The organism is Kosakonia sp. SMBL-WEM22 (genome assembly GCF_014490785.1).
Lineage (GTDB): Bacteria > Pseudomonadota > Gammaproteobacteria > Enterobacterales > Enterobacteriaceae > Kosakonia.
In genome coordinates, this window is sequence record NZ_CP051488.1 from 301,414 (window position 1) to 318,575 (window position 17,162).

At 45.6% G+C, this 17,162-nt stretch carries 24 protein-coding genes and 11 pseudogenes; 28 read left to right on the plus strand and 7 right to left on the minus strand.

The genetic code is table 11. The annotated features are described in order from the left end of the window. Positions 1-2: 2 nt before the first annotated feature. Positions 3-341: a hypothetical protein gene (locus tag HF650_RS01475; RefSeq protein ID WP_187800885.1), complete on the plus strand. Its 339-nt coding sequence runs from the start codon at positions 3-5 to the stop codon at positions 339-341. 44 nt (positions 342-385) lie between these two features. On the opposite strand, the pseudogene HF650_RS01480 reads toward HF650_RS01475, so the two are convergent. Continuing rightward, positions 386-709: pseudogene (locus HF650_RS01480) on the minus strand (SymE family type I addiction module toxin). A gap of 459 nt (positions 710-1,168) precedes the next feature. On the opposite strand from HF650_RS01480, the pseudogene HF650_RS25115 reads away from it, so the two are divergent. Both HF650_RS25115 and HF650_RS01490 read left to right on the plus strand, forming a co-directional pair. Further along, positions 1,169-1,468: pseudogene (locus HF650_RS25115) on the plus strand (RHS repeat-associated core domain-containing protein); the annotation flags it as partial. A 338-nt stretch (positions 1,469-1,806) separates the two neighbouring features. Further along, the gene (locus HF650_RS01490; protein ID WP_187800886.1) at positions 1,807-2,271 is read left to right on the plus strand and encodes a hypothetical protein; all 465 of its coding nucleotides are present in this window, start codon (positions 1,807-1,809) and stop codon (positions 2,269-2,271) included. Between the two features lie 43 nt (positions 2,272-2,314). On the opposite strand, the gene HF650_RS01495 is transcribed toward HF650_RS01490, so the two are convergent. Further along, a complete protein-coding gene (locus tag HF650_RS01495) occupies positions 2,315-2,548 on the minus strand; it encodes a SymE family type I addiction module toxin (RefSeq protein WP_187800887.1) in 234 nt (77 codons plus the stop codon). 101 nt (positions 2,549-2,649) lie between these two features. On the opposite strand from HF650_RS01495, the pseudogene HF650_RS25525 reads away from it, so the two are divergent. Both HF650_RS25525 and HF650_RS01505 read left to right on the plus strand, forming a co-directional pair. Next, positions 2,650-3,474: pseudogene (locus HF650_RS25525) on the plus strand (RHS repeat-associated core domain-containing protein); the annotation flags it as partial. Further along, complete coding sequence (locus HF650_RS01505) at positions 3,464-3,802, plus strand: hypothetical protein (RefSeq protein WP_187800889.1); 339 nt, start codon at positions 3,464-3,466, stop codon at positions 3,800-3,802. The pseudogene HF650_RS25525 and the gene HF650_RS01505, both read left to right, overlap by 11 nt. A 55-nt stretch (positions 3,803-3,857) precedes the next feature. Here HF650_RS01505 and HF650_RS01510 read toward each other — a convergent pair. Further along, positions 3,858-4,142, minus strand: a pseudogene (locus tag HF650_RS01510) (SymE family type I addiction module toxin); the annotation flags it as partial. A gap of 184 nt (positions 4,143-4,326) precedes the next feature. Between HF650_RS01510 and HF650_RS01515 the strand changes: the two are divergent. From HF650_RS01515 to HF650_RS01540, 6 genes and pseudogenes are all read left to right on the plus strand, one after another. Then, positions 4,327-4,670: pseudogene (locus HF650_RS01515) on the plus strand (RHS repeat-associated core domain-containing protein); the annotation flags it as partial. A 219-nt stretch (positions 4,671-4,889) separates the two neighbouring features. Beyond that, on the plus strand, positions 4,890-5,336 hold the full coding sequence (locus tag HF650_RS01520; RefSeq protein WP_187800891.1) for a hypothetical protein: 447 nt from the start codon (positions 4,890-4,892) through the stop codon (positions 5,334-5,336). 325 nt (positions 5,337-5,661) lie between these two features. Then, entirely contained in the window at positions 5,662-6,222 is a 561-nt protein-coding gene (locus tag HF650_RS01525) for a hypothetical protein (protein ID WP_187800892.1), read from the plus strand. A gap of 187 nt (positions 6,223-6,409) precedes the next feature. Continuing rightward, positions 6,410-7,258, plus strand: a complete 849-nt coding sequence (locus HF650_RS01530; protein WP_223284252.1) for an RHS repeat-associated core domain-containing protein — start codon at positions 6,410-6,412, stop codon at positions 7,256-7,258. Then, positions 7,240-7,488 carry a hypothetical protein gene (locus tag HF650_RS01535; RefSeq protein WP_187800893.1) on the plus strand — a complete coding sequence of 83 codons (249 nt, stop codon included), beginning with the start codon at positions 7,240-7,242 and terminating at the stop codon, positions 7,486-7,488. The genes HF650_RS01530 and HF650_RS01535 overlap by 19 nt, the downstream gene beginning before the upstream one ends. A 10-nt stretch (positions 7,489-7,498) precedes the next feature. Next, a complete protein-coding gene (locus HF650_RS01540; RefSeq protein ID WP_187800894.1) occupies positions 7,499-7,828 on the plus strand; it encodes a hypothetical protein in 330 nt (109 codons plus the stop codon). Positions 7,829-7,873: 45 nt separating this feature from the next. On the opposite strand, the gene HF650_RS01545 is transcribed toward HF650_RS01540, so the two are convergent. Beyond that, positions 7,874-8,107 (minus strand): SymE family type I addiction module toxin, encoded by a 234-nt coding sequence (locus HF650_RS01545; protein ID WP_187800895.1) that lies wholly within the window; start codon positions 8,105-8,107, stop codon positions 7,874-7,876. Between the two features lie 98 nt (positions 8,108-8,205). On the opposite strand from HF650_RS01545, the pseudogene HF650_RS25125 reads away from it, so the two are divergent. The 3 genes and pseudogenes from HF650_RS25125 to HF650_RS01555 all read left to right on the plus strand — a co-directional run. Further along, a pseudogene (locus tag HF650_RS25125) lies at positions 8,206-8,652 on the plus strand (RHS repeat-associated core domain-containing protein); the annotation flags it as partial. Positions 8,653-8,739: 87 nt separating this feature from the next. Beyond that, positions 8,740-9,006 (plus strand): annotated as a pseudogene (locus HF650_RS25130) (putative toxin); the annotation flags it as partial. Next, a complete protein-coding gene (locus HF650_RS01555; protein WP_223284253.1) occupies positions 9,003-9,539 on the plus strand; it encodes a hypothetical protein in 537 nt (178 codons plus the stop codon). The pseudogene HF650_RS25130 and the gene HF650_RS01555, both read left to right, overlap by 4 nt. Before the next feature lie 74 nt (positions 9,540-9,613). Here HF650_RS01555 and HF650_RS01560 read toward each other — a convergent pair whose 3' ends face one another. Beyond that, on the minus strand, positions 9,614-9,910 hold the full coding sequence (locus HF650_RS01560) for a SymE family type I addiction module toxin (RefSeq protein WP_187802579.1): 297 nt from the start codon (positions 9,908-9,910) through the stop codon (positions 9,614-9,616). A 68-nt stretch (positions 9,911-9,978) separates the two neighbouring features. On the opposite strand from HF650_RS01560, the gene HF650_RS25530 reads away from it, so the two are divergent. Genes HF650_RS25530 through HF650_RS01570 form a run of 3 tightly spaced genes read left to right on the plus strand, consistent with a single transcriptional unit; the run spans position 9,979 to position 11,271 of the window. Next, positions 9,979-10,194, plus strand: coding sequence for a hypothetical protein (locus tag HF650_RS25530; protein ID WP_346014244.1), 216 nt, complete (start codon positions 9,979-9,981; stop codon positions 10,192-10,194). After that, positions 10,127-10,777, plus strand: a complete 651-nt coding sequence (locus tag HF650_RS01565) for an RHS repeat-associated core domain-containing protein (RefSeq protein WP_346014245.1) — start codon at positions 10,127-10,129, stop codon at positions 10,775-10,777. The genes HF650_RS25530 and HF650_RS01565 overlap by 68 nt, the downstream gene beginning before the upstream one ends. Before the next feature lie 11 nt (positions 10,778-10,788). Then, entirely contained in the window at positions 10,789-11,271 is a 483-nt protein-coding gene (locus tag HF650_RS01570; protein WP_223284254.1) for a hypothetical protein, read from the plus strand. Here the strand turns inward: HF650_RS01570 and HF650_RS01575 are convergent. Then, positions 11,268-11,582 (minus strand): annotated as a pseudogene (locus HF650_RS01575) (SymE family type I addiction module toxin). The gene HF650_RS01570 and the pseudogene HF650_RS01575 overlap by 4 nt on opposite strands. Before the next feature lie 44 nt (positions 11,583-11,626). Between HF650_RS01575 and HF650_RS25135 the strand changes: the two are divergent. The 8 genes and pseudogenes from HF650_RS25135 to HF650_RS01605 form a co-directional block, all read left to right on the plus strand. Beyond that, positions 11,627-12,082 (plus strand): annotated as a pseudogene (locus HF650_RS25135) (RHS repeat-associated core domain-containing protein); the annotation flags it as partial. Positions 12,083-12,193: 111 nt separating this feature from the next. Further along, positions 12,194-12,394 (plus strand): annotated as a pseudogene (locus HF650_RS25140) (hypothetical protein); the annotation flags it as partial. 15 nt (positions 12,395-12,409) lie between these two features. Next, the gene (locus HF650_RS01585; protein WP_187800898.1) at positions 12,410-12,703 is read left to right on the plus strand and encodes a hypothetical protein; all 294 of its coding nucleotides are present in this window, start codon (positions 12,410-12,412) and stop codon (positions 12,701-12,703) included. 154 nt (positions 12,704-12,857) lie between these two features. Further along, the gene (locus tag HF650_RS25535) at positions 12,858-13,091 is read left to right on the plus strand and encodes an RHS domain-containing protein (RefSeq protein ID WP_346014246.1); all 234 of its coding nucleotides are present in this window, start codon (positions 12,858-12,860) and stop codon (positions 13,089-13,091) included. Between the two features lie 59 nt (positions 13,092-13,150). Beyond that, the gene (locus HF650_RS25540) at positions 13,151-13,657 is read left to right on the plus strand and encodes an RHS repeat-associated core domain-containing protein (protein WP_346014253.1); all 507 of its coding nucleotides are present in this window, start codon (positions 13,151-13,153) and stop codon (positions 13,655-13,657) included. Continuing rightward, positions 13,654-14,058 carry a hypothetical protein gene (locus tag HF650_RS01595; RefSeq protein ID WP_187800899.1) on the plus strand — a complete coding sequence of 135 codons (405 nt, stop codon included), beginning with the start codon at positions 13,654-13,656 and terminating at the stop codon, positions 14,056-14,058. Before HF650_RS25540 ends, HF650_RS01595 begins: the two co-directional genes overlap by 4 nt. A 133-nt stretch (positions 14,059-14,191) precedes the next feature. After that, positions 14,192-15,169 (plus strand): RHS repeat-associated core domain-containing protein, encoded by a 978-nt coding sequence (locus HF650_RS01600; RefSeq protein WP_223284255.1) that lies wholly within the window; start codon positions 14,192-14,194, stop codon positions 15,167-15,169. Positions 15,170-15,171: 2 nt separating this feature from the next. Continuing rightward, on the plus strand, positions 15,172-15,552 hold the full coding sequence (locus HF650_RS01605; protein WP_187800900.1) for a hypothetical protein: 381 nt from the start codon (positions 15,172-15,174) through the stop codon (positions 15,550-15,552). Between the two features lie 49 nt (positions 15,553-15,601). Here the strand turns inward: HF650_RS01605 and HF650_RS01610 are convergent. Next, positions 15,602-15,929, minus strand: a pseudogene (locus tag HF650_RS01610) (SymE family type I addiction module toxin). 243 nt (positions 15,930-16,172) lie between these two features. On the opposite strand from HF650_RS01610, the gene HF650_RS25150 reads away from it, so the two are divergent. The 3 genes from HF650_RS25150 to HF650_RS01620 are packed head-to-tail and all read left to right on the plus strand — an operon-like array spanning position 16,173 to position 17,158. Further along, the gene (locus tag HF650_RS25150; protein WP_223284256.1) at positions 16,173-16,589 is read left to right on the plus strand and encodes an RHS domain-containing protein; all 417 of its coding nucleotides are present in this window, start codon (positions 16,173-16,175) and stop codon (positions 16,587-16,589) included. A 59-nt stretch (positions 16,590-16,648) separates the two neighbouring features. Then, on the plus strand, positions 16,649-16,843 hold the full coding sequence (locus HF650_RS25155) for an RHS repeat-associated core domain-containing protein (protein ID WP_249118864.1): 195 nt from the start codon (positions 16,649-16,651) through the stop codon (positions 16,841-16,843). A gap of 9 nt (positions 16,844-16,852) precedes the next feature. Further along, on the plus strand, positions 16,853-17,158 hold the full coding sequence (locus HF650_RS01620) for a hypothetical protein (protein WP_187800901.1): 306 nt from the start codon (positions 16,853-16,855) through the stop codon (positions 17,156-17,158). Positions 17,159-17,162: the final 4 nt, after the last annotated feature.

The following is a 17,162-nucleotide window of genomic DNA, read 5'->3' on the forward strand; positions in this document are numbered from 1 at the left end:
GTATGAATGCGTTTATTTTTAATGAGTTATGTGAATTAAAAAGAAATTGTGATAAATACGCCATTAAATCTATATCGATAGAAGTGAAGTATACTGGAATGGTTTCAAGATTTTATTTCAGTATATTACTTGATGATAGGTCTGGAGATGAAATTGAAAATGATGAGGTCGTTATTGAAATAAGTTCTAACGATGGCATTCACTTTCATGCTGATCTTTCTGATTCATCTGGTTATGTATATATAGATAATGAAAATATCACTGATAAAAAAGATATTTCCTCTTTTCTGGAAAAAGCAGAGAGTCAATTTACTCATGTCTTTCAAAAATTGTTAAAATAAAAATAAGCCGGGAAAGAAATCAACTTTTCCCGGCTTTTTACTATTTAACCCTCGTTCAGCACACTAAACATCCCGTCTTTTATTCCTTTAACCACCTGTTCAGCCTGATAAAGCTGCTCACGCAGCTCCTGCATCTCGTTGTTGTCAGCGATGATGGTCAGGCACCCCTGTGAAATCTTCACGGTGACGCCGCGCCCGGTGACAAATCCCGCCTGAGCCAGCCAGTCGCCCTTAAGCCGGGGTGTCGTGAGTAGTATTATGTGGTCATGTAGGTTTTGCTGTTGAAGTGGCGGGCGCTGACGTAGCCGACTTTATAGCGACGCAGTGCTTTGGAAAGGGTGACTTCTGCCAATATCGTGTTCAGTCATGATTAACGCCCTCTGATAGTGGGATGTGATAAGTGGGGTGTGATAAGTGGGGTGACGTGTTGCAGGTGTATCCATTTCGTATTAAGGATGTCACTTAGCCAGCGTCTGTAACTGCTTCCCGGGGAAAAGGTATCTGGCACGCCTGAATCACTTTCTCTTCCCACCGAATAACCGTGCCACTTGCTGCAGGGTTTAGACGGGATGAGCCGGGAGTATAAAGATCCCGGGCGTGGTCTCGCCACGACTCGCTTCGGAGTGTGATGCAGCGCTTCAGTTACACACCCTGCCCGCAAACCGGAACGCACGCAGTATGCCTGGTCCGGCCTGCAGATGGTGGATGAAACCAGCGACAGTCACCCGGACGCGGCGGTGCAGTATATCCACACCGAAAACAGCGATGAGCCGTTGGCGCGTCGACTGCCATGGTGAACATGCGGACATCTTCTGGTACCACAGCAACTGAACGGCCTGCCGGACAGTGTGACCGACAGCAACGGCGAGACCGTCTGGCGCGGTGCTTCCTCCGCCTGGGGCCGCAGCCTGCGCGAGAGCACACCGGTAACCCGGGACACCCCGCAGAGCCTGCGCTTCCAGGGCCAGTACCTGGACCGCGAAACCGGCCTGCACTACAACACCTTCCGCTACTACGACCCGGCGGGCGGGTGTTATACGCAGATGGATCCGATAGGGCTAAGGGGCGGGTTAAACTTATACCAGTATGCGCCCAATCCGCTATCATGGATCGATCCACTTGGTCTTAAGTGTTGGTCTACAGAACAAAAAAATTATTGGAAAGATGTTGGTGCAAAAGAGTTAGCCAATCCTTCAGGATTATATTCGCCAAGAAATATTTTAGAAATGGTTGGTGGACGTGCACCTAAATTTACAGCTAGAGTTAAAGTAATTAAAACGGGTAAAATAGAGATAAGAGATATACCATATGAGTTACACCATAAAAATATACCGCAGCGACAAGGCGGACCTAATGTTCACGCTAAAAATAATTTAGACGAAGTAGATCCATGGCAACATCAAGAAGTAGATAAATATCGTCATTCAGGAATGGAATTTATAGAACTTATTACGGGGGTTAGTTCATGGTGATTGATCGTAATTATATTTTATTTTCTTCAGCTTTGTCAGAGCTAGCAGCACAGACCTGTAGCGTAGGACTTGGTCACAGCGAGTCTGAATTGTTCATGAAACGTGTGTATGATGAATATTTACTAACATCCTACCCTGAACCAAATGTAAACTGGATTAAATCCATTCCATTAGATGTGAAATCATGGATGGTTAATGTTATTCAAGAAAATTTCTTATTTATGAATAAAAAGCCAAAATGGGTTGGAGGCGCTAGTTGGAGATTTATTGATGATGTACCCATGATATTTATTTCTCAAATAGAGTTTGAAAGCAATGAAATAATGGATAAAAACTTATCATCTGGCGATGTGTTATATATTTTTTCTGGGAGAAATTATATTGATGATGGTTGGGAGTTAATAATAAAAATGATTAAGCAGGATAAAAATGCTATTGGCACTTCTTATATTGACTAAGGTAAGGCTGGGAAGGTATTAAGTCTTCCCGGCTTTTTATTATTTAATTTTTGTTCAGCACACTAAACATTCCTTCTCGCATCCCCTTAACTGCCTGTTTAACCTGATAAAGCTCCCTGCGCAGTTCCTGTACTTCGTTACTATCCGCAAGCAGGATCTGGCAGCCTTCCGAGATCTTCACGGTAACGCCCGTACCGATCTCAAATCCCGCTTCTCTCAGCCAATTGGCGCTGATTTTGATCACCGGCGTGTCGCTGCGGTTGGGCAGATAACCCACGGTACAGCGGCGCTGTGTTTTGGAAATGGTGACTTCTGGCGTAATACTTTTTCAGCCATTAACCATCCCTGACAGGGGGTTATGCCATGCAGTAAGCCTGAACGGGTCTGTAGATGCTGGGTGAAACCAGCGACAGTCACCCGGACGCGGCGGTGCAGTATATCCACACCGAAAACAGCTACGAGCCGCTGGCGCGCGTCGACAGCCACGGTGAGCACGCGGACATCTTCTGGTACTACACGGAACGGAACGGCCTGCCGGACAGCGTGACCGACAGCAACGGCGAGACCGTCTGGCGCGGGACTTCCTCCGCCTGGGGCCGCAGCCTGCGCGAGAGCACACCGGTAAACTGGGACACCCCGCAGAACCTGCGCTTCCAGGGCCAGTACCTGGACCGCGAAACGGGCCTGCATTACAATACTTTCCGTTACTACGACCCGGCGGGCGGGTGTTACACCCAGATGGACCCGATAGGGCTGGCGGGGGGATTAAACCTCTATAGCTACGCTCCGAATCCTATTAAATGGATCGATCCACTAGGATTGCATGATATTTTGGCTGATACGGATATTGTTTGTCGAGGTGGAGCGTGTTCGGCAGACAGCTTTAAAAACGGAAGTGGTGTTGCTGCTGATACTAATGGTAAGTTGAGTGGTATATCTATTCAGGCAAAACCTAATGCGGGATTAGAAACATTATCTCAGCCTTTTAAACATAATCAAATTGGTGTTGCTACAGTAGCTGATATAGAAAAAGCGGGTGGCACAATAACTTTAGATGGAAAATTAAATTCGTCTAATGGAAGCATGATGATGAATCATGCAACTGTTGATGGCTTAACCGCAGAGCAGGCTTAAAAATTATTTCGTCCTACACAACCAAATCCAGTACCGGTTGAACAACGAGGTCCTAAGCGTGGATGTTAATGATATAGTAAATCATTCTTTAAAATTCAAGGGATTAGAAGGGCGGGTTTTTGCAGATTTTGATAATGAAAGAATACAGGATATTGATATTGTTGGGCTTACCCAGACTGATTATGTTAAGGCTTTTTCGGGAGAATCGATTCATATAAATGAAGGGGATTATATATATATGTTTATGCCAATTGATGAAGTCTTGCCGGAATATATTATCGCCGAAGGTTTTGTTATAAAGAATCCTTATGAATTTAAGCCTTATAAATGGTGTTGCAAGATTATAGGTGAATTGGAGTATATTAAAGAATACGAGTTTCGTTTTAACAAGTCGTGAAATAAAAGGCCGGGAATTATCGGATCTTCCCGGCTTTTTTATTATTTAATCCCCGTTAAATTTCGCCTTCGATCCTGTCGCGTTTGATCACCGGAATATCCCCGGTATCATTCAGAGCCCCCGGAAATGTCTTTAACCACTGCGCCACCTTCTGCTTATTAATGCGGGTAACGCTCATCCCTTCAATACAGCCAAAGAGTTCGCGGGTGTGCTGTGGCGTGATGATAATACAATCCCGCATAACCCGGATCTTGACGGGCATCCCGTCAATAAACCCGGCACGCGCCATCCATGCGCCGTGTAAACGGAGTGAATTGAAGTCAACGTAGGAATAAAGCTCCCGGTAGGCCAGATCCGACGCTGTCAGAATCGTGTTCAGTCAAGATAAACTCCGTGCAATAGTGGATTGTGATAATCGGCTGGTATGTTGCAGGCGTATCCATTTCGTATTAAGGATGCCACTATGCCAGTGCCTGTAACGACTTCCTAGTGAAAAGAGCACACCGGTAACCTGGCACACCCCGCAGAGCCTGCGCTTCCCGGGCCAGTACCTGGACCGTGAAACGGGCCTGCACTACAACACCTTCCGCTACTACGACCCGCGGGCGGGTGTTACACCCAGATGGACCCGATAGGGCTAGCGGGGGGCATAGACTTATATCAGTATGCTCCGAATTCACTAACGTGGATTGATCCATTGGGCTGGGAAAACAGTTGGATTTGTGTTAATCCGAATGATTTGAATTGTTCTCAAGCTTATATTCTTGAAAATAATTATGCAGAGTTGATGGATTCGGAGAAATGGATTTGGGATAAACCACTAAATGTCATGGAGGTTAATGGACAACTTGTATCGTTAGATAATTGACGTTTTCATGCGTCTCAGACTGCTGGATTAAAGGAGGTTCCCATAGTGAAGGTAACAACTGATCAAGTTATGCCAGGTGGTGGAAATTATGGAAAGAATCTTTCTAAAAACTTAATCCGGCTCTTAAAAGCTCTGGTTTACCCAAAGTTCAGTTGCCAGAAACAGGAACAAAGGTAAAACCGCAGATTGTACCAAACCCTAAAAAATCAGGAGGAAAAATTGGAGGCTGTTGACGCTATTCAGGAACGGTGGCAACAAGATGAAATTCTTGGCTACGATTGTGTAACATTTTCGGACGGAAGGGTTGTACTTATAAATTGTTTAGAACTGGGCGATAGAATTATAATTAATCCTTATGCTGGAAGCAGTGTGGAGCAAATAGTGGAATATGAATCAGAACCATGGTCTTTTATTCAATCATATGGCTCTATAACTATTCCGCAAAATGGACATGAGTTATTTTTTGGTGAAGGAGCCATGGGAAATGAAGGTTTCATTGCATGTACTAACTCAGGAATTTTGAACTGGAGCATATTTCTAACAATGTATAATCCAATTCAACGTGGAGAGATACTGGATGAAAGTCACGCTGTTTTTTTTAGCGAATATATAAAATTGATCGTAAATTTTAAAAAACCTATAGAAATTGATGCGTACCCTATATAGAAATAACGTGACAGAATTTTAAAACGGATAATATGATTTGTACAGGTTAAATGGCAGGAGGATTGGCCTTAATCTGATAAGGAGAGTCGCCATATGCGACGAAGAAGAATTTGCGGTTTGCCGGGTCGGGGTTACAAGGCCATTACCATATTTTACCCGAGGAAGTAAAAATGCCTGATGGATTGGGTATTAAACATGATGGAGGGGACATGCCGGGAGGCTATATGTCACCGGGACATAGCACGATATATCCTACTAAAGATATGACTGTAGACGAATTTAACGATTTGTTTAACTCATTGCCATGGGAATATGGAGGTAAAATATGAGTAATTTTATTGATGACTTCTTCGAGGCTGAGGATGAATTAAATGAAAATACTAGGTTTCTTATCGATAAATCACATCAAAATGGCCTCACCTGGCCAATGTATGAAAAACATGAAAAAGCTTTAAATAAGTATTTCTACAAAGTAAAAAAGATAATTTCTAGCCATGATTTTGATTTCTACACATTGTTGAGATCAAAGGATGCTGAAGTTAGGATGGTAGCTCTTAAATTGATCAAAGATGGTTTGTTAGATGTCTCATCTTCTGTAATGAAGGAGTTGTTCATGATTTCTATAACAGGGAATGATGAAGAGAAACTCTTAGCTTTCAGTTTGATTTCATTACGAAACTGGCTGGAGGATTATGTGGAAAACATTCAAGAAGTTGTGAGTGAGTTATATAATGAACCTATGGATTATTACTTGTTTGAATCCGTCGCTAATTTTTTGTTTATTTTAAAAGATAAAAACATGTTCATTAAACATGTGCAAATGGGCTTGGCAAATAATGATGAAGATATCCTTGAGTTAGCAAATGAATATATGGAAAAGCTTTAGTTTTTTGTGCTGTTAGATTAGTCATGATTATTTATACCTAAACGGGAATCGTTACATCTCTAATTAGGCGTTTTAATAAATTTTGCAATCGGATGAACAATAGCGTTTCTGGTATGACGCGGCGGACAACCGCACCGCCCCGGATTTACAGCCGGTATGGAACAACCTGCTGAAACGTCTGGACGGAGTGAGCCGTGAGTACGACGGTTTCGGGCGCCTGACCGTGCGCCACGACACGCACCGGAGAGTGACGCAGCGCTTCAGCTACGATGACGAACACCGCATCAGCCGGGTGGAAATCGACGGTGACGCGGAGTTCACAAAAGCAGAATACCGCTACGACGCGCCAGGCCGCCGTACGGAGAAACAGGTGTGGCGACGCCATGCCCGTAAACCGGAACGCACGCAGTACGCCTGGTCCGGCCTGCAGATGGTGGGTGAAACCAGCGACAGTCACCCGGACGCAGCGGTGCAGTATATCCACACCGAAAACAGCGATGAGCCGCTGGCGCGTGTCGACAGGCACGGTGAGCACGCGGATATCTTTTGGTACCACACGGAACTGAACGGCCTGCCGGACAGCGTGACCGACAGCAACGGCGACACCGTCTGGCGCAGCGCATCAGGCGCCTGGGGCCGCAGCCTGCGCGAGAGCACACCGGTAACCTGGGACACCCCGCAGAACCTGCGCTTCCAGGGCCAGTACCTGGACCGCGAAACGGGCCTGCACTACAATACTTTCCGTTACTACGACCCGGCGGGCGGGTATTATACGCAGATGGATCCGATAGGATTAAGGGGCGGGTTAAACCTTTATCGGTATGCGCCCAATCCAATATCCTGGATAGATCCTCTTGGTTTAAGTTGTTACTTTAATTCTAAGTCTAATCGCTGGCATGACAGGCAAACAGGCCGTTTTACAAAACGACCAACAGATCCTTCTGAATTAGTTCATAATGGCCGAATTGACAAGGCTGATATAGATGCTTGGGCTAGTCAAGGAGGGATTCCAAATACATGGGGCATGATCCGTTAAAATTCCCCAGTGGTGGTTTTAAATATGATGCTGGTAATTATACTGTTCATGGTCATGGTGCTAATCCATCTGCGGCAGCTAAATTTCCTAATTCTAATGCGGCAAATGGGTCGACAGCGAGCATGAAAAATACTTCAACACGTGAAGTGTTTAGAACCGATGGAACTTGGGGGCCATTCAAATCAGATGCCAATGGTGCTCATATCCTCCTTGATGGCTCACCTTATTGAGATTATTAATATGAATTTGCAAGAAATAAAAAATAAAGTCTTATCTCTTCCTACAATAATGAATTTAGCGGATGAGCTATTAATAATTGACGAGTTGATGACTATTGATGTTAATGATTTGATTGAAGATCAAGATATCTTTAAATCTATTATAGATGCATTAGAATTATCACATATTGATTCTGGGTTTATGGAGTTAACAGAAGGAAATGAGTGTTCATTTATAAACTTCTACAAATGGCTCAATAAAACAAATAATAAATTCAACTTGGGAATAAATGCTAACACTATAGATAGTTTTAGTTTGACTGTTGAAGATGTGAAAAAAATGATGTCATAGATTAAATATAAAGCCGGGAATATGATCTCCCGGCTTTTTTATTATTTAACTTTCGTTCAGCACACTAAACACCCCGTCCCGCACCCCCTTAACTGCCTGTTTAACCTGATAAAGCTCCCTGCGCAGTTCCTGTACTTCGTTGTTATCCGCGAGCAGGATCAGGCAGCCTTCCGAGATCTTCACGGTAACGCCCGTACCGATCTCAAATCCCGCTTCTCTCAGCCAATTGGCGCTGATTTTGATCACCTGCGTGTCGCTGCGGTTGGGCAGATAACCCACGGTACAGCGGCGCTGTGTTTTGGAAATGGTGACTTGTGGCGTAATACTTTTTCAGCCATTAACCATCCCTGACAGGGGGTTATGCCATGCAGTAAGCCTGGTCCGGCCTGCAGATGGTCGGAGAAACCAGCGACAGTCACCCGGACGCGGCAGTGCAGTATATCGACACCGAAAACAGCTATGAACCACTGGCGCGTGTCGACAGCCACGGTGAGCACGCGGTGATCTTCTGGTATCACATGGAACTGAACGGCCTGCCGGAGAGCGTGACCGACAGCAACGGCGACACCGTCTGGCGCGGAGCTTCCACCGCCTGGGGCCGCAGCCTGCGCGAGAGCACACCGGTAAACTGGGACACCCCGCAGAACCTGCGCTTCCAGGGCCAGTACCTGGACCGCGAAACCGGCCTGCACTACAATACTTTCCGTTACTACGACCCGGCGGGCGGGTGTTACACCCAGATGGACTCGATAGGGCTATTGGGCGGTTCCAACCTCTACCAATATGCGCCAAATCCGTTAAGCTGGATCGATCCTCTCGGGTTAAAAGGTGGAAAAGCTTGTACTGATTTAGGTAAAGCAGGTGAAAGAAATTCTTCTGAGTTGACAGGGTTACCTAAAAATACAACACAGATTCCAAGTGCTAGCGGTAAAAAAGACTATCGACTTCCCGATCATATGTCTGCTGATGGACGTTATATTGCTGAAACTAAGAATCAAAATTCTATGTATTTATCCAGTCAGTTGAAAGATGATATCGCTTATGTAAGTCGTGGCGGTGGACCTGGCAGAGTAGATCTTATTATTGATCAGAGAACGAAGATTAGTGCACCGCTATTAAGAGAGCATCTTGATCCCGGAAGCCCATTACACATTATCGTTATGGATTTAAACAAATGACGAATACTTTTATAGAAAATATTAATAATTCCATATCTAACCTGAAAAGCAAAGATGACTTATCTTTTGTTTTCAAAGCATTTGAAGAGTATTGCGCCGATTTAATATCAACAAGAACAGGGTTGTCGATGAAAGGTGTTGATGGTGCACCTGATTGGTATGGATATGAAAGGATAATATGGGAATCTGTTTTTAAATATCTTGAGCCTATATTAAAAATAAAGAAATTTAGAGGTAAAAATGAATTGCTAGATGGGATGTTATCTTTATGCTTGAAAAAAGAATATGGTAAAGGACGCCAATCTTTAGTTATGTTAATTGGAAAATATGGTGCGATTGATTACGCATCATCGCTGGCACGTTTAATTGATGATCCTGAGGTTTCTATTCATGTAATTGGTGCTTTAACTCAAATGAAGGATTTATCTCACTATGAAAAAATAAAAAAAAATATCAGAGGAGAAAAAACTTACATCAAAAAGAACATATGCCAGAAAGTATATAAAGAAATTAGCACCTCTAAAATTGAATGAAGAATAAAACGGAAGACGGGAAAAAAATTAAATCTTCCCGGCTTATTTTTATTTAGCTACCGTTGTTCAGTATGCTAAACAAGCACGCTCTTAATTCCCTTAACCACCTGTTTAGCCTGATAAAGCTGCTCGCGCAGTTCCTGCACTTCGTTATTGTCAGCGATGATGGTCAGGCATCCTTCCGAAACCTTCACGGTCACGCCGCGCCCGGTGTCAAATCCTGCCTCTTTTAACCAGTCGCCTTTGAGGGTCAGGCTGGGGTGGGATGAATAGTAGGTTTTAGCGATATTCCGGCGGTTTTCGTGGCGCACTCTGACATAGCTGACTTTGTAGCGGCGCTGTGTTTTGGAAATGGTGGCTTGTGGCGTAATACTTTTTCAGCCATTAACCATCCCTGACAGTGGGTTATGCCATGCAGTAAGCCTGGAGTGGTCTGCAGATGGTGGGTGAAACCAGCGACAGTCACCCGGACGCGGCGGTGCAGTATATCCACACCGAAAACAGTTATGAGCCGCTGGCGCGCGTTGACAGCCACGGGCAGCATGCGGAGATCTTCTGCTACCACACGGAACGGCCTGCCGGACAGCGTGACCGACAGCAACGGCGAGACCGTCTGGCGCGGAGCTTCCACTGCCTGGGGCCACAGCCTGCGTGAAAGCACGCCGGTCTTATGGGACACCCCGCAGAACCTGCGCTTCCAGGGTCAGTACCTGGACCGCGACACGGGCCTGCACTACAATACTTTCCGTTACTACGACCCGGCGGGCGGGTGTTACACCCAGATGGATCCGATAGGGCTAAGGGGCGGGTTAAACTTATATCAGTATGGGCCAAATCCTTTAAGTTATATTGACCCCCTCGGGTTAATTACTGAAGACATAAAACTTAATCCGGGTGAAATACTTGTTAATCCTAAAGACATTAATTTTTCGCAAACCACTATTAATGGAGCTTTTGACACACCTGAAGGTAAACGAAGCGTACAATCAGTAATAAATGATGTCCGTAGAGGTGATGTAAAAGTAACAGACTTCCCTGCTATAAAAGTCGTAAATGTAAAAGGTCAATTAGTAGCTAGGGATGGTAATAGTCGCTTAGCGATTGCCATAAAGGCCAAGGCTAAACAAATCAAAGTAATTATAGAAAACAATGTCGACCAGTTGAGGGATTTCACTAGTAGGTCAAGGAAAAATGGTCTGCCAAATACAGGTACATCTGAAACTCCAAAATGTAAGTGAGTAATTATTTCATGAAAAAAGATCATGCTTATGCTGTAGAATTGCCCTATTGGCAGGCTCCAAATGACGACCTTTTACTAATGTCAAAGGGTGACTCTTTAACTGCATTTTTCAAAATCTGGAGTTCTGCATCTAAGTATTCTAAATTTACTGGTATATTCGATTTTTCTTCTGTATGGGCGGTTCGATATGAAAGAAATAAGGACCTAAGATATTATAAAAACCGAGAGGAGGATGATTTTGTTTCATGCTATTGGGTTGTTTCAGAGTCATCATGGCTGGAACAATTGAAAAAAGAAAGGTGCTCTTTTTTCCCTGATTGGGAGAAATATAATGTAATTAAATATACACACTATATAATTCAGAGTGATTCATTCTATATAGAGGTGATTGCTAAAGATATTAAAATTTCAAGAAAAAAATGGAGTAAATTTATTTATCTTTTTATTAAAACCGGGGGGGAAATAACATCTTCCCGGCTTTTTATTATTTAACTCTCATTCAGCACACTAAACATCCCGTTCAGCTTCCCCTTAACTACCTGTTTAACCTGATAAAGTTCTTCCCGCAGCTCCTGTACCTCGTCACTGTCAGCGATGATAGTCAGGCACCCCTGCGAAATCTTCACGGTGACGCCGCGCCCGGTGTCAAATCCCGCCTCTTTTAACCAGTCGCCTTTGAGGGGCAGGCTGGGGTGGGATGAATAGTAGGTGTTAGTAATATTCCGGCGGTTTTCGTGGCGGACTCTGACATAGCTGACTTTGTAGCGGCGCTATGTTTTGGAAATGGTGACTTGTGGCGTAATACTTTTTCAGCCATTAACCATCCCTGACGGGGGGTTATGCCATGCAGTAAGCCTGGACGGGTCTGTAGATGCTGGGTGAAACCAGCGACAGTCATCCGGACGCGGCGGTGCAGTATATCCACACCGAAAACAGTTATGAGACGCTGGCGCGCGTTGACAGCCACGGGCAGCATGCGGACATCTTCTGCTACCACACGGAACTGAACGGCCTGCTGGACAGCGTGACCGACAGCAACGGCGACACCGCCTGGCGCGGCGCATCAAGTGCCTGGGGCCGCAGCCTGCGTGAAAGCACGCCGGTCTTATGGGACACTCCGCAGAGCCTGCGCTTCCAGGGCCAGTACCTGGATCGTGAAACGGGCCTGCATTACAACACCTTCCGCTACTACGACCCGGCTAGCGGGTGTTACACCCAGATGGACCCGATAGGGCTGCTGGGCGGGCTGAATACCTATACCTATGTGATTGATCCGCTGGGGTGGGTAGATCCGTTGGGGTTGTGTAAAGTCGATCTCACTGAACATAGAAAAGACCATATATTGAATAGGCATCGGCATGGTGCAAACAAGCCCGATAAGACTCAGTTTCCGGCAGGTTGGAGTGATGATGATATCCTCCATCATGTTTCTGATGTGGCAACAGATCCAAACTCAGTTTCCGGGGTCGGGAAATGGAATTCACCTGATGTTACAGGTACGAGAGAAGGAATTGATATCAGGATTGATTTTTATCCGCCAAACCATCCTGAATATGCAGGTAAAATATCAACGAGCTATCCAACAAATACGCCACCCAATCCACCTAAACCTTAATGTGAGTGAGAGAAAATGAGAAGCGAAATTGACTATAGTGAGATACGTGAGGCTATTTTATCTCTATTAAGTGTTTATTCTGAGATAATCGAGGCTGATACCTATAGTGCAGTTATGCACTATTTACAGCATGGAGAGTATGAAATGGCTTTTGAGGGGCTACTTATCGATTTAATAAACGCTAAATTTGAGAAACAGAAAATTAATATCGATTACTACTTGTCTTTAGGTCAAGTTTTAGGTTTGGATAAAAATACTGTTTTTAATCCTAATTTTTGGAATGATTTTGTTAATTATCTTTATAAATAATAAAATAATTCGGTCACATATTAACCTTGTTGATTAATAGCGTATAAAAGCCGAGAACAGCAACGACGTGCTGCGCCACTGCACGGAAAAACAGGTGTGACGACGTCATCCCTGCAAACCTGAGCGCACACAGTACGCCTTGTCCGGCCTGCAGATGGTGGGTGAAACCAGCGACAGTCACCCGGACGCGGCGGTGCAGTATATCCACACTGAAAACAGCGATGAGCCGCTGGCGCGCGTCGACAGCCACGGCGAGTATGCGGACATCTTCTGGTACCACACGGAACTGAACGGCCTGCCGGGCAGCGTGACCGACAGCAACGGCGACACCGTCTGGCGCGGCGCCTCTACGGCCTGGGCCGCAGCCTGCGCGAAAGCACACTGGTAAACTGGGACACCCCGCAGAGCCTGCGCTTCCAGGGCCAGTACCTGGAGCGTGAAACGGGCCTGCACTACAACACCTTCCGCTACTACGACCCGGCTGGCGGGTGTTACACCCAGATGGATCCGATAGGGCTGCTGGGCGGGCTTAATGTGTATACTTACGTTAGTAACCCGCTTTCTAGCATAGACCTCTTAGGGCTCGCTCCCTGCTCTGTTAATATACTTAAAAGCGCAAGGAAAAATAATTATGCTATTTCCCCTGCTCAAAGGCAGCAAATCATTGATTCTATTGATGATGATAAGTTAAAAGGTATCTTCTCAGAATTATATCGTCCAGGAGCGAATATTCCCGATGGAGGAACTGCTGCATCTATATTACATCCAAAAAATACAGGGCAATTAGTTGGCGGCTCAGATCATATTGCTAAAGGGTCAAGTTATCTGAAGGCGTTAAGGAAACTTACATCAGGTAGCGGGAAATATAGAGTTGAAATCCTGAGTGATTCGGATAGAAGCCTGGCTAGTTATATGATTCACGATCTCAAACATGCTTTAGGATTAATCCCATGACAATAGATTATTCAATTGATGAACTAAAAGAACGCTTCCCTACTTTCGAGGAAACGTATGACGGTGAAGATGAACCTTACTTAATATATGGAGCTTTTGGCTCTTACGCTCTTGACATAATAAATATTTTTATGTTGGATGAAGTCGCTCCGCAAAATTATTTTTATTCGAATTTAAGAGAGGGGGGCTTAAATAAAGACACCATTCGTACAGAGGCAGTGAAAATATTTAATTATATAGATGAGCTTTTTTTGAAAAAAAATAGCGATCTTCAAGACATACTGAATACTTGCCTTTTTGAGGCGCTAATGGGAAATGATTATAGTTATAATCTAGCGCGGAAATATTTTAGTAAAGATACTTACAATCACTATCTTGCAGTTACAAAAAGAGTTATTTAATCTCGTTGGGATTGAAGGGTAAATATTCTGTAATAGTAAAGCATTATGCAAATGCATCATTTGCTAGTGCTTCAGCTGGAGTGTGGCATCAACCTAACAGCGATAATATTTTATTTTTGAATCGCAGCGAGGCGTGACGCAGCGTTTCAGCTATGACGACGAGCACCGCATCAGCCGGGTGGAAATCGACGGCGACGCGAAATACACCCGGGCCGAGTACCGCTACGACGCCCTGGGCCGCCGTACGGAGAAACAGGTGTGGCGACGCCATGCCCGTAAACCGGAACGCACGCAGTATGCCTGGCCCGGCCTGCAGATGGTGGGCGAAACCAGCGACAGCCACCCGGACGCGGCGGTGCAGTATATCCGCACCGAAAACAGTTATGAGCCGCTGGCGCGCGTTGACAGCCACGGGCAGCATGCGAAGATCTTCTGGTACCACACGGAACGGAACGGCCTGCCGGACAGCGTGACCGACAGCAACGGAGACACCGTCTGGCGCGGCGCATCAGGCGCCTGGGGCCGCGGCCTGCGTGAAAGCACGCCGGTCTTATGGGACACCCCGCAGAACCAGCGCTTCCAGGGCCAGTACCCGGACCGTGAAACGGGCCTGCACTACATTACTTTCCGCTACTACGACCCGGCGGGCGGGTGTTACACGCAGATGGATCCGATAGGGCTGGCGGGGGGACTGAATCTCTATGCCTACAGTCCGAATCCGCTGTCATGGATCGACCCGTTAGGTCTGTCCTGTAAATCATCTTATAGTGGCAAACTTTCCGGTAAAGCGTCGGAAATGACTCCACTAGTCCGTGGTTCTAAAGCGTGGAATCAAGCTATTAAGGATATGCAAGCTGCTTTATCTAGGGGCGAGAAATTCCAGGTAAAACTCCAATCTAGCACTGATGCAAAAGCTTTCTTACAAGAAGCGCAGGGTAATATGAATCGTTATAAAGCACATACGCAAAGTGCTCGTCCTGATGGCGTTCCAAAAGATCCTAAAGGATACGAGCAACATATGGGGCCGGAAGGTGGTTTTGGCGATTCACCTCATATAAAATGGTACAATAATGGGACGGATGGCCATATATTCTATGACATCCCTAATTAATCATGAAAAATAAATATTCGTTCGATTTGCTTACAAAACAAAAGCTTCCTTCAAATGAGGAAGAGGAGTTTATTTTTTGGAAAATGTTAAATATCCTTGAGAAAGGAACAATTAAACATTCATTTGGCAGTCTGAATGAATTATATAGTGAACTTTCTTTTGATGATTATTATGTTGCACATAACCTCATCGCCAGTAAAGGGGAACGTAAGATATTTAAAGGTCGCGTGTTTATTTCAAAAAAGAACGATTTAATTTCTTTTTTAAATGAATCTTTCACTATAAATGATGTAAGATGTTTTTTGATATCACCTGTTTCTCCTGATGAATCAGAATATGTTATTTATATAGATGAGGAACAAATTCATCTGTATTGTTCTTGAATGATAAAAAGCCGGGTAAGAAATGAACTCTTCCCGGCTTTTTTATTATTTAACTTTTGTTCAGCACACTAAATATCCCGTCACGCATCCCCTTAACTGACTGTTTGACCTGATAAAGTTCCTTCCTCAGTTCCTGCACTTCGTTGCTGTCGGCAATAATGATCAGGCATCCTTCTGATATTTTCACCGTAACACTTACCCCGGCATCAAATCCGGCCTCTTTCAGCCAGTCGCCCTTGAGGTTCAGGCTGGGGTGTCGTGAGTAGTACGTGGTCATGTAGGTTTTGCTGTTTATGTGGCGGGCGCTGACGTAGCCGACTTTATAGTGACGCAGTGCTTTGGAAAGGGTGACTTCTGCCAATATCGTGTTCAGCCATGATTAACTCCCTCTGATAGTGGGATGTGATAAGTGGGGTGACGTGTTGCAGGTATATCCATTTCATATTAAGGATGGCACTTAGCCAGCGTCTGTAACTGCTTCCCGGGGAAAAGGTATCTGGCACGCCTGAATCACTTCCTCTTCCCACCGAGTAACCGCGCCACTTGCTGCAGGGTTTAGACGGGATGAGCCGGGAGTATAAATATACTGGGCGTGGTCGCGACACGACACGCACCGGAGAGTGACGCAGCGTTTCAGCTATGACGACGAGCACCGCATCAGCCGGGTGGAAATCGACGGCGACGTGGAGTTCACAAAAGCAGAATACCGCTACGACGCGCCAGGCCGCCGTACCGAGAAACAGGTGTGGCGCCGTCATGCCCGTAAACCGGAACGCACGCAGTACGCCCGGTCCGGCCTGCAGATGGTGGGTGAAACCAGCGACAGTCACCCGGACGCGGCGGTGCAGTATATCCGCACCGAAAACAGTTATGAGCCGCTGGCGCGCGTCGACAGCCACGGTGAGCACGCGGACATCTTCTGGTACCACACGGAACTGAACGGCCTGCCGGAGAGCGTGACCGACAGCAACGGCGACACAGTCTGGCGCGGCGCATCAAGCGCCTGGGCCGCAGCCTGCGTGAAAGCACGCCGGTAACCTGGGACGCCCCGCAGAACCTGCGCTTCCGGGGCCAGTACCTGGACCGCGAAACGGGCCTGCACTACAACACCTTCCGTTACTACGACCCGCCGGGCGGGTGTTACGCCCAGATAGACCCGATAGGGCTATTAGGTGGAATAAATCTCTACACCTCTGTGCCTAATGCGCTGGGTTGGATAGATCCGTTAGGGCTTACATGTATACCAAACAAAGTTGATGGTGATGCCCGTGAAGCAAAACTCTTAAAATGATTGCAAAATATGTTTGGCGCAGAAAATGTTATCAGCCAGCGGCATTTACGTAATGCTCAGGGAAAAATTGTTGGTCTTGTTGATGATGCTATCAAGTTAGGTAAAATAAAAGGTCCGCGAATTCTTGATCTTGTCGTTAAGACGAAGGATGGCTGGAAAGGTATAGAAGTAACGAGTAAAACAGCCTTTAAAGTTGCTCAGTCTGCAAAAGAGGAGATTATTCGGGCTGCTGGCGGTGGCTTTGTTCGCCACCCAGTGACAAAAGATTTGATAGAACTTTCTGATGATATATCTAGAATAATTCGCCTTAATTAGTAGG

What these genes read in the sequence shown, in the direction of transcription:
- HF650_RS01475 (WP_187800885.1), top strand. Translation starts at nt 3, where the DNA reads ATGAATGCGTTTATTTTTAATGAGTTATGTGAATTAAAAAGAAATTGT.
- HF650_RS01490 (WP_187800886.1), top strand. Translation starts at nt 1,807, where the DNA reads ATGGTGATTGATCGTAATTATATTTTATTTTCTTCAGCTTTGTCAGAG.
- HF650_RS01525 (WP_187800892.1), top strand. Translation starts at nt 5,662, where the DNA reads ATGAGTAATTTTATTGATGACTTCTTCGAGGCTGAGGATGAATTAAAT.
- HF650_RS01535 (WP_187800893.1), top strand. Translation starts at nt 7,240, where the DNA reads ATGGGGCATGATCCGTTAAAATTCCCCAGTGGTGGTTTTAAATATGAT.
- HF650_RS01540 (WP_187800894.1), top strand. Translation starts at nt 7,499, where the DNA reads ATGAATTTGCAAGAAATAAAAAATAAAGTCTTATCTCTTCCTACAATA.
- HF650_RS01555 (WP_223284253.1), top strand. Translation starts at nt 9,003, where the DNA reads ATGACGAATACTTTTATAGAAAATATTAATAATTCCATATCTAACCTG.
- HF650_RS25530 (WP_346014244.1), top strand. Translation starts at nt 9,979, where the DNA reads ATGGTGGGTGAAACCAGCGACAGTCACCCGGACGCGGCGGTGCAGTAT.
- HF650_RS01570 (WP_223284254.1), top strand. Translation starts at nt 10,789, where the DNA reads ATGAAAAAAGATCATGCTTATGCTGTAGAATTGCCCTATTGGCAGGCT.
- HF650_RS01585 (WP_187800898.1), top strand. Translation starts at nt 12,410, where the DNA reads ATGAGAAGCGAAATTGACTATAGTGAGATACGTGAGGCTATTTTATCT.
- HF650_RS25535 (WP_346014246.1), top strand. Translation starts at nt 12,858, where the DNA reads ATGGTGGGTGAAACCAGCGACAGTCACCCGGACGCGGCGGTGCAGTAT.
- HF650_RS01595 (WP_187800899.1), top strand. Translation starts at nt 13,654, where the DNA reads ATGACAATAGATTATTCAATTGATGAACTAAAAGAACGCTTCCCTACT.
- HF650_RS01605 (WP_187800900.1), top strand. Translation starts at nt 15,172, where the DNA reads ATGAAAAATAAATATTCGTTCGATTTGCTTACAAAACAAAAGCTTCCT.
- HF650_RS01620 (WP_187800901.1), top strand. Translation starts at nt 16,853, where the DNA reads ATGTTTGGCGCAGAAAATGTTATCAGCCAGCGGCATTTACGTAATGCT.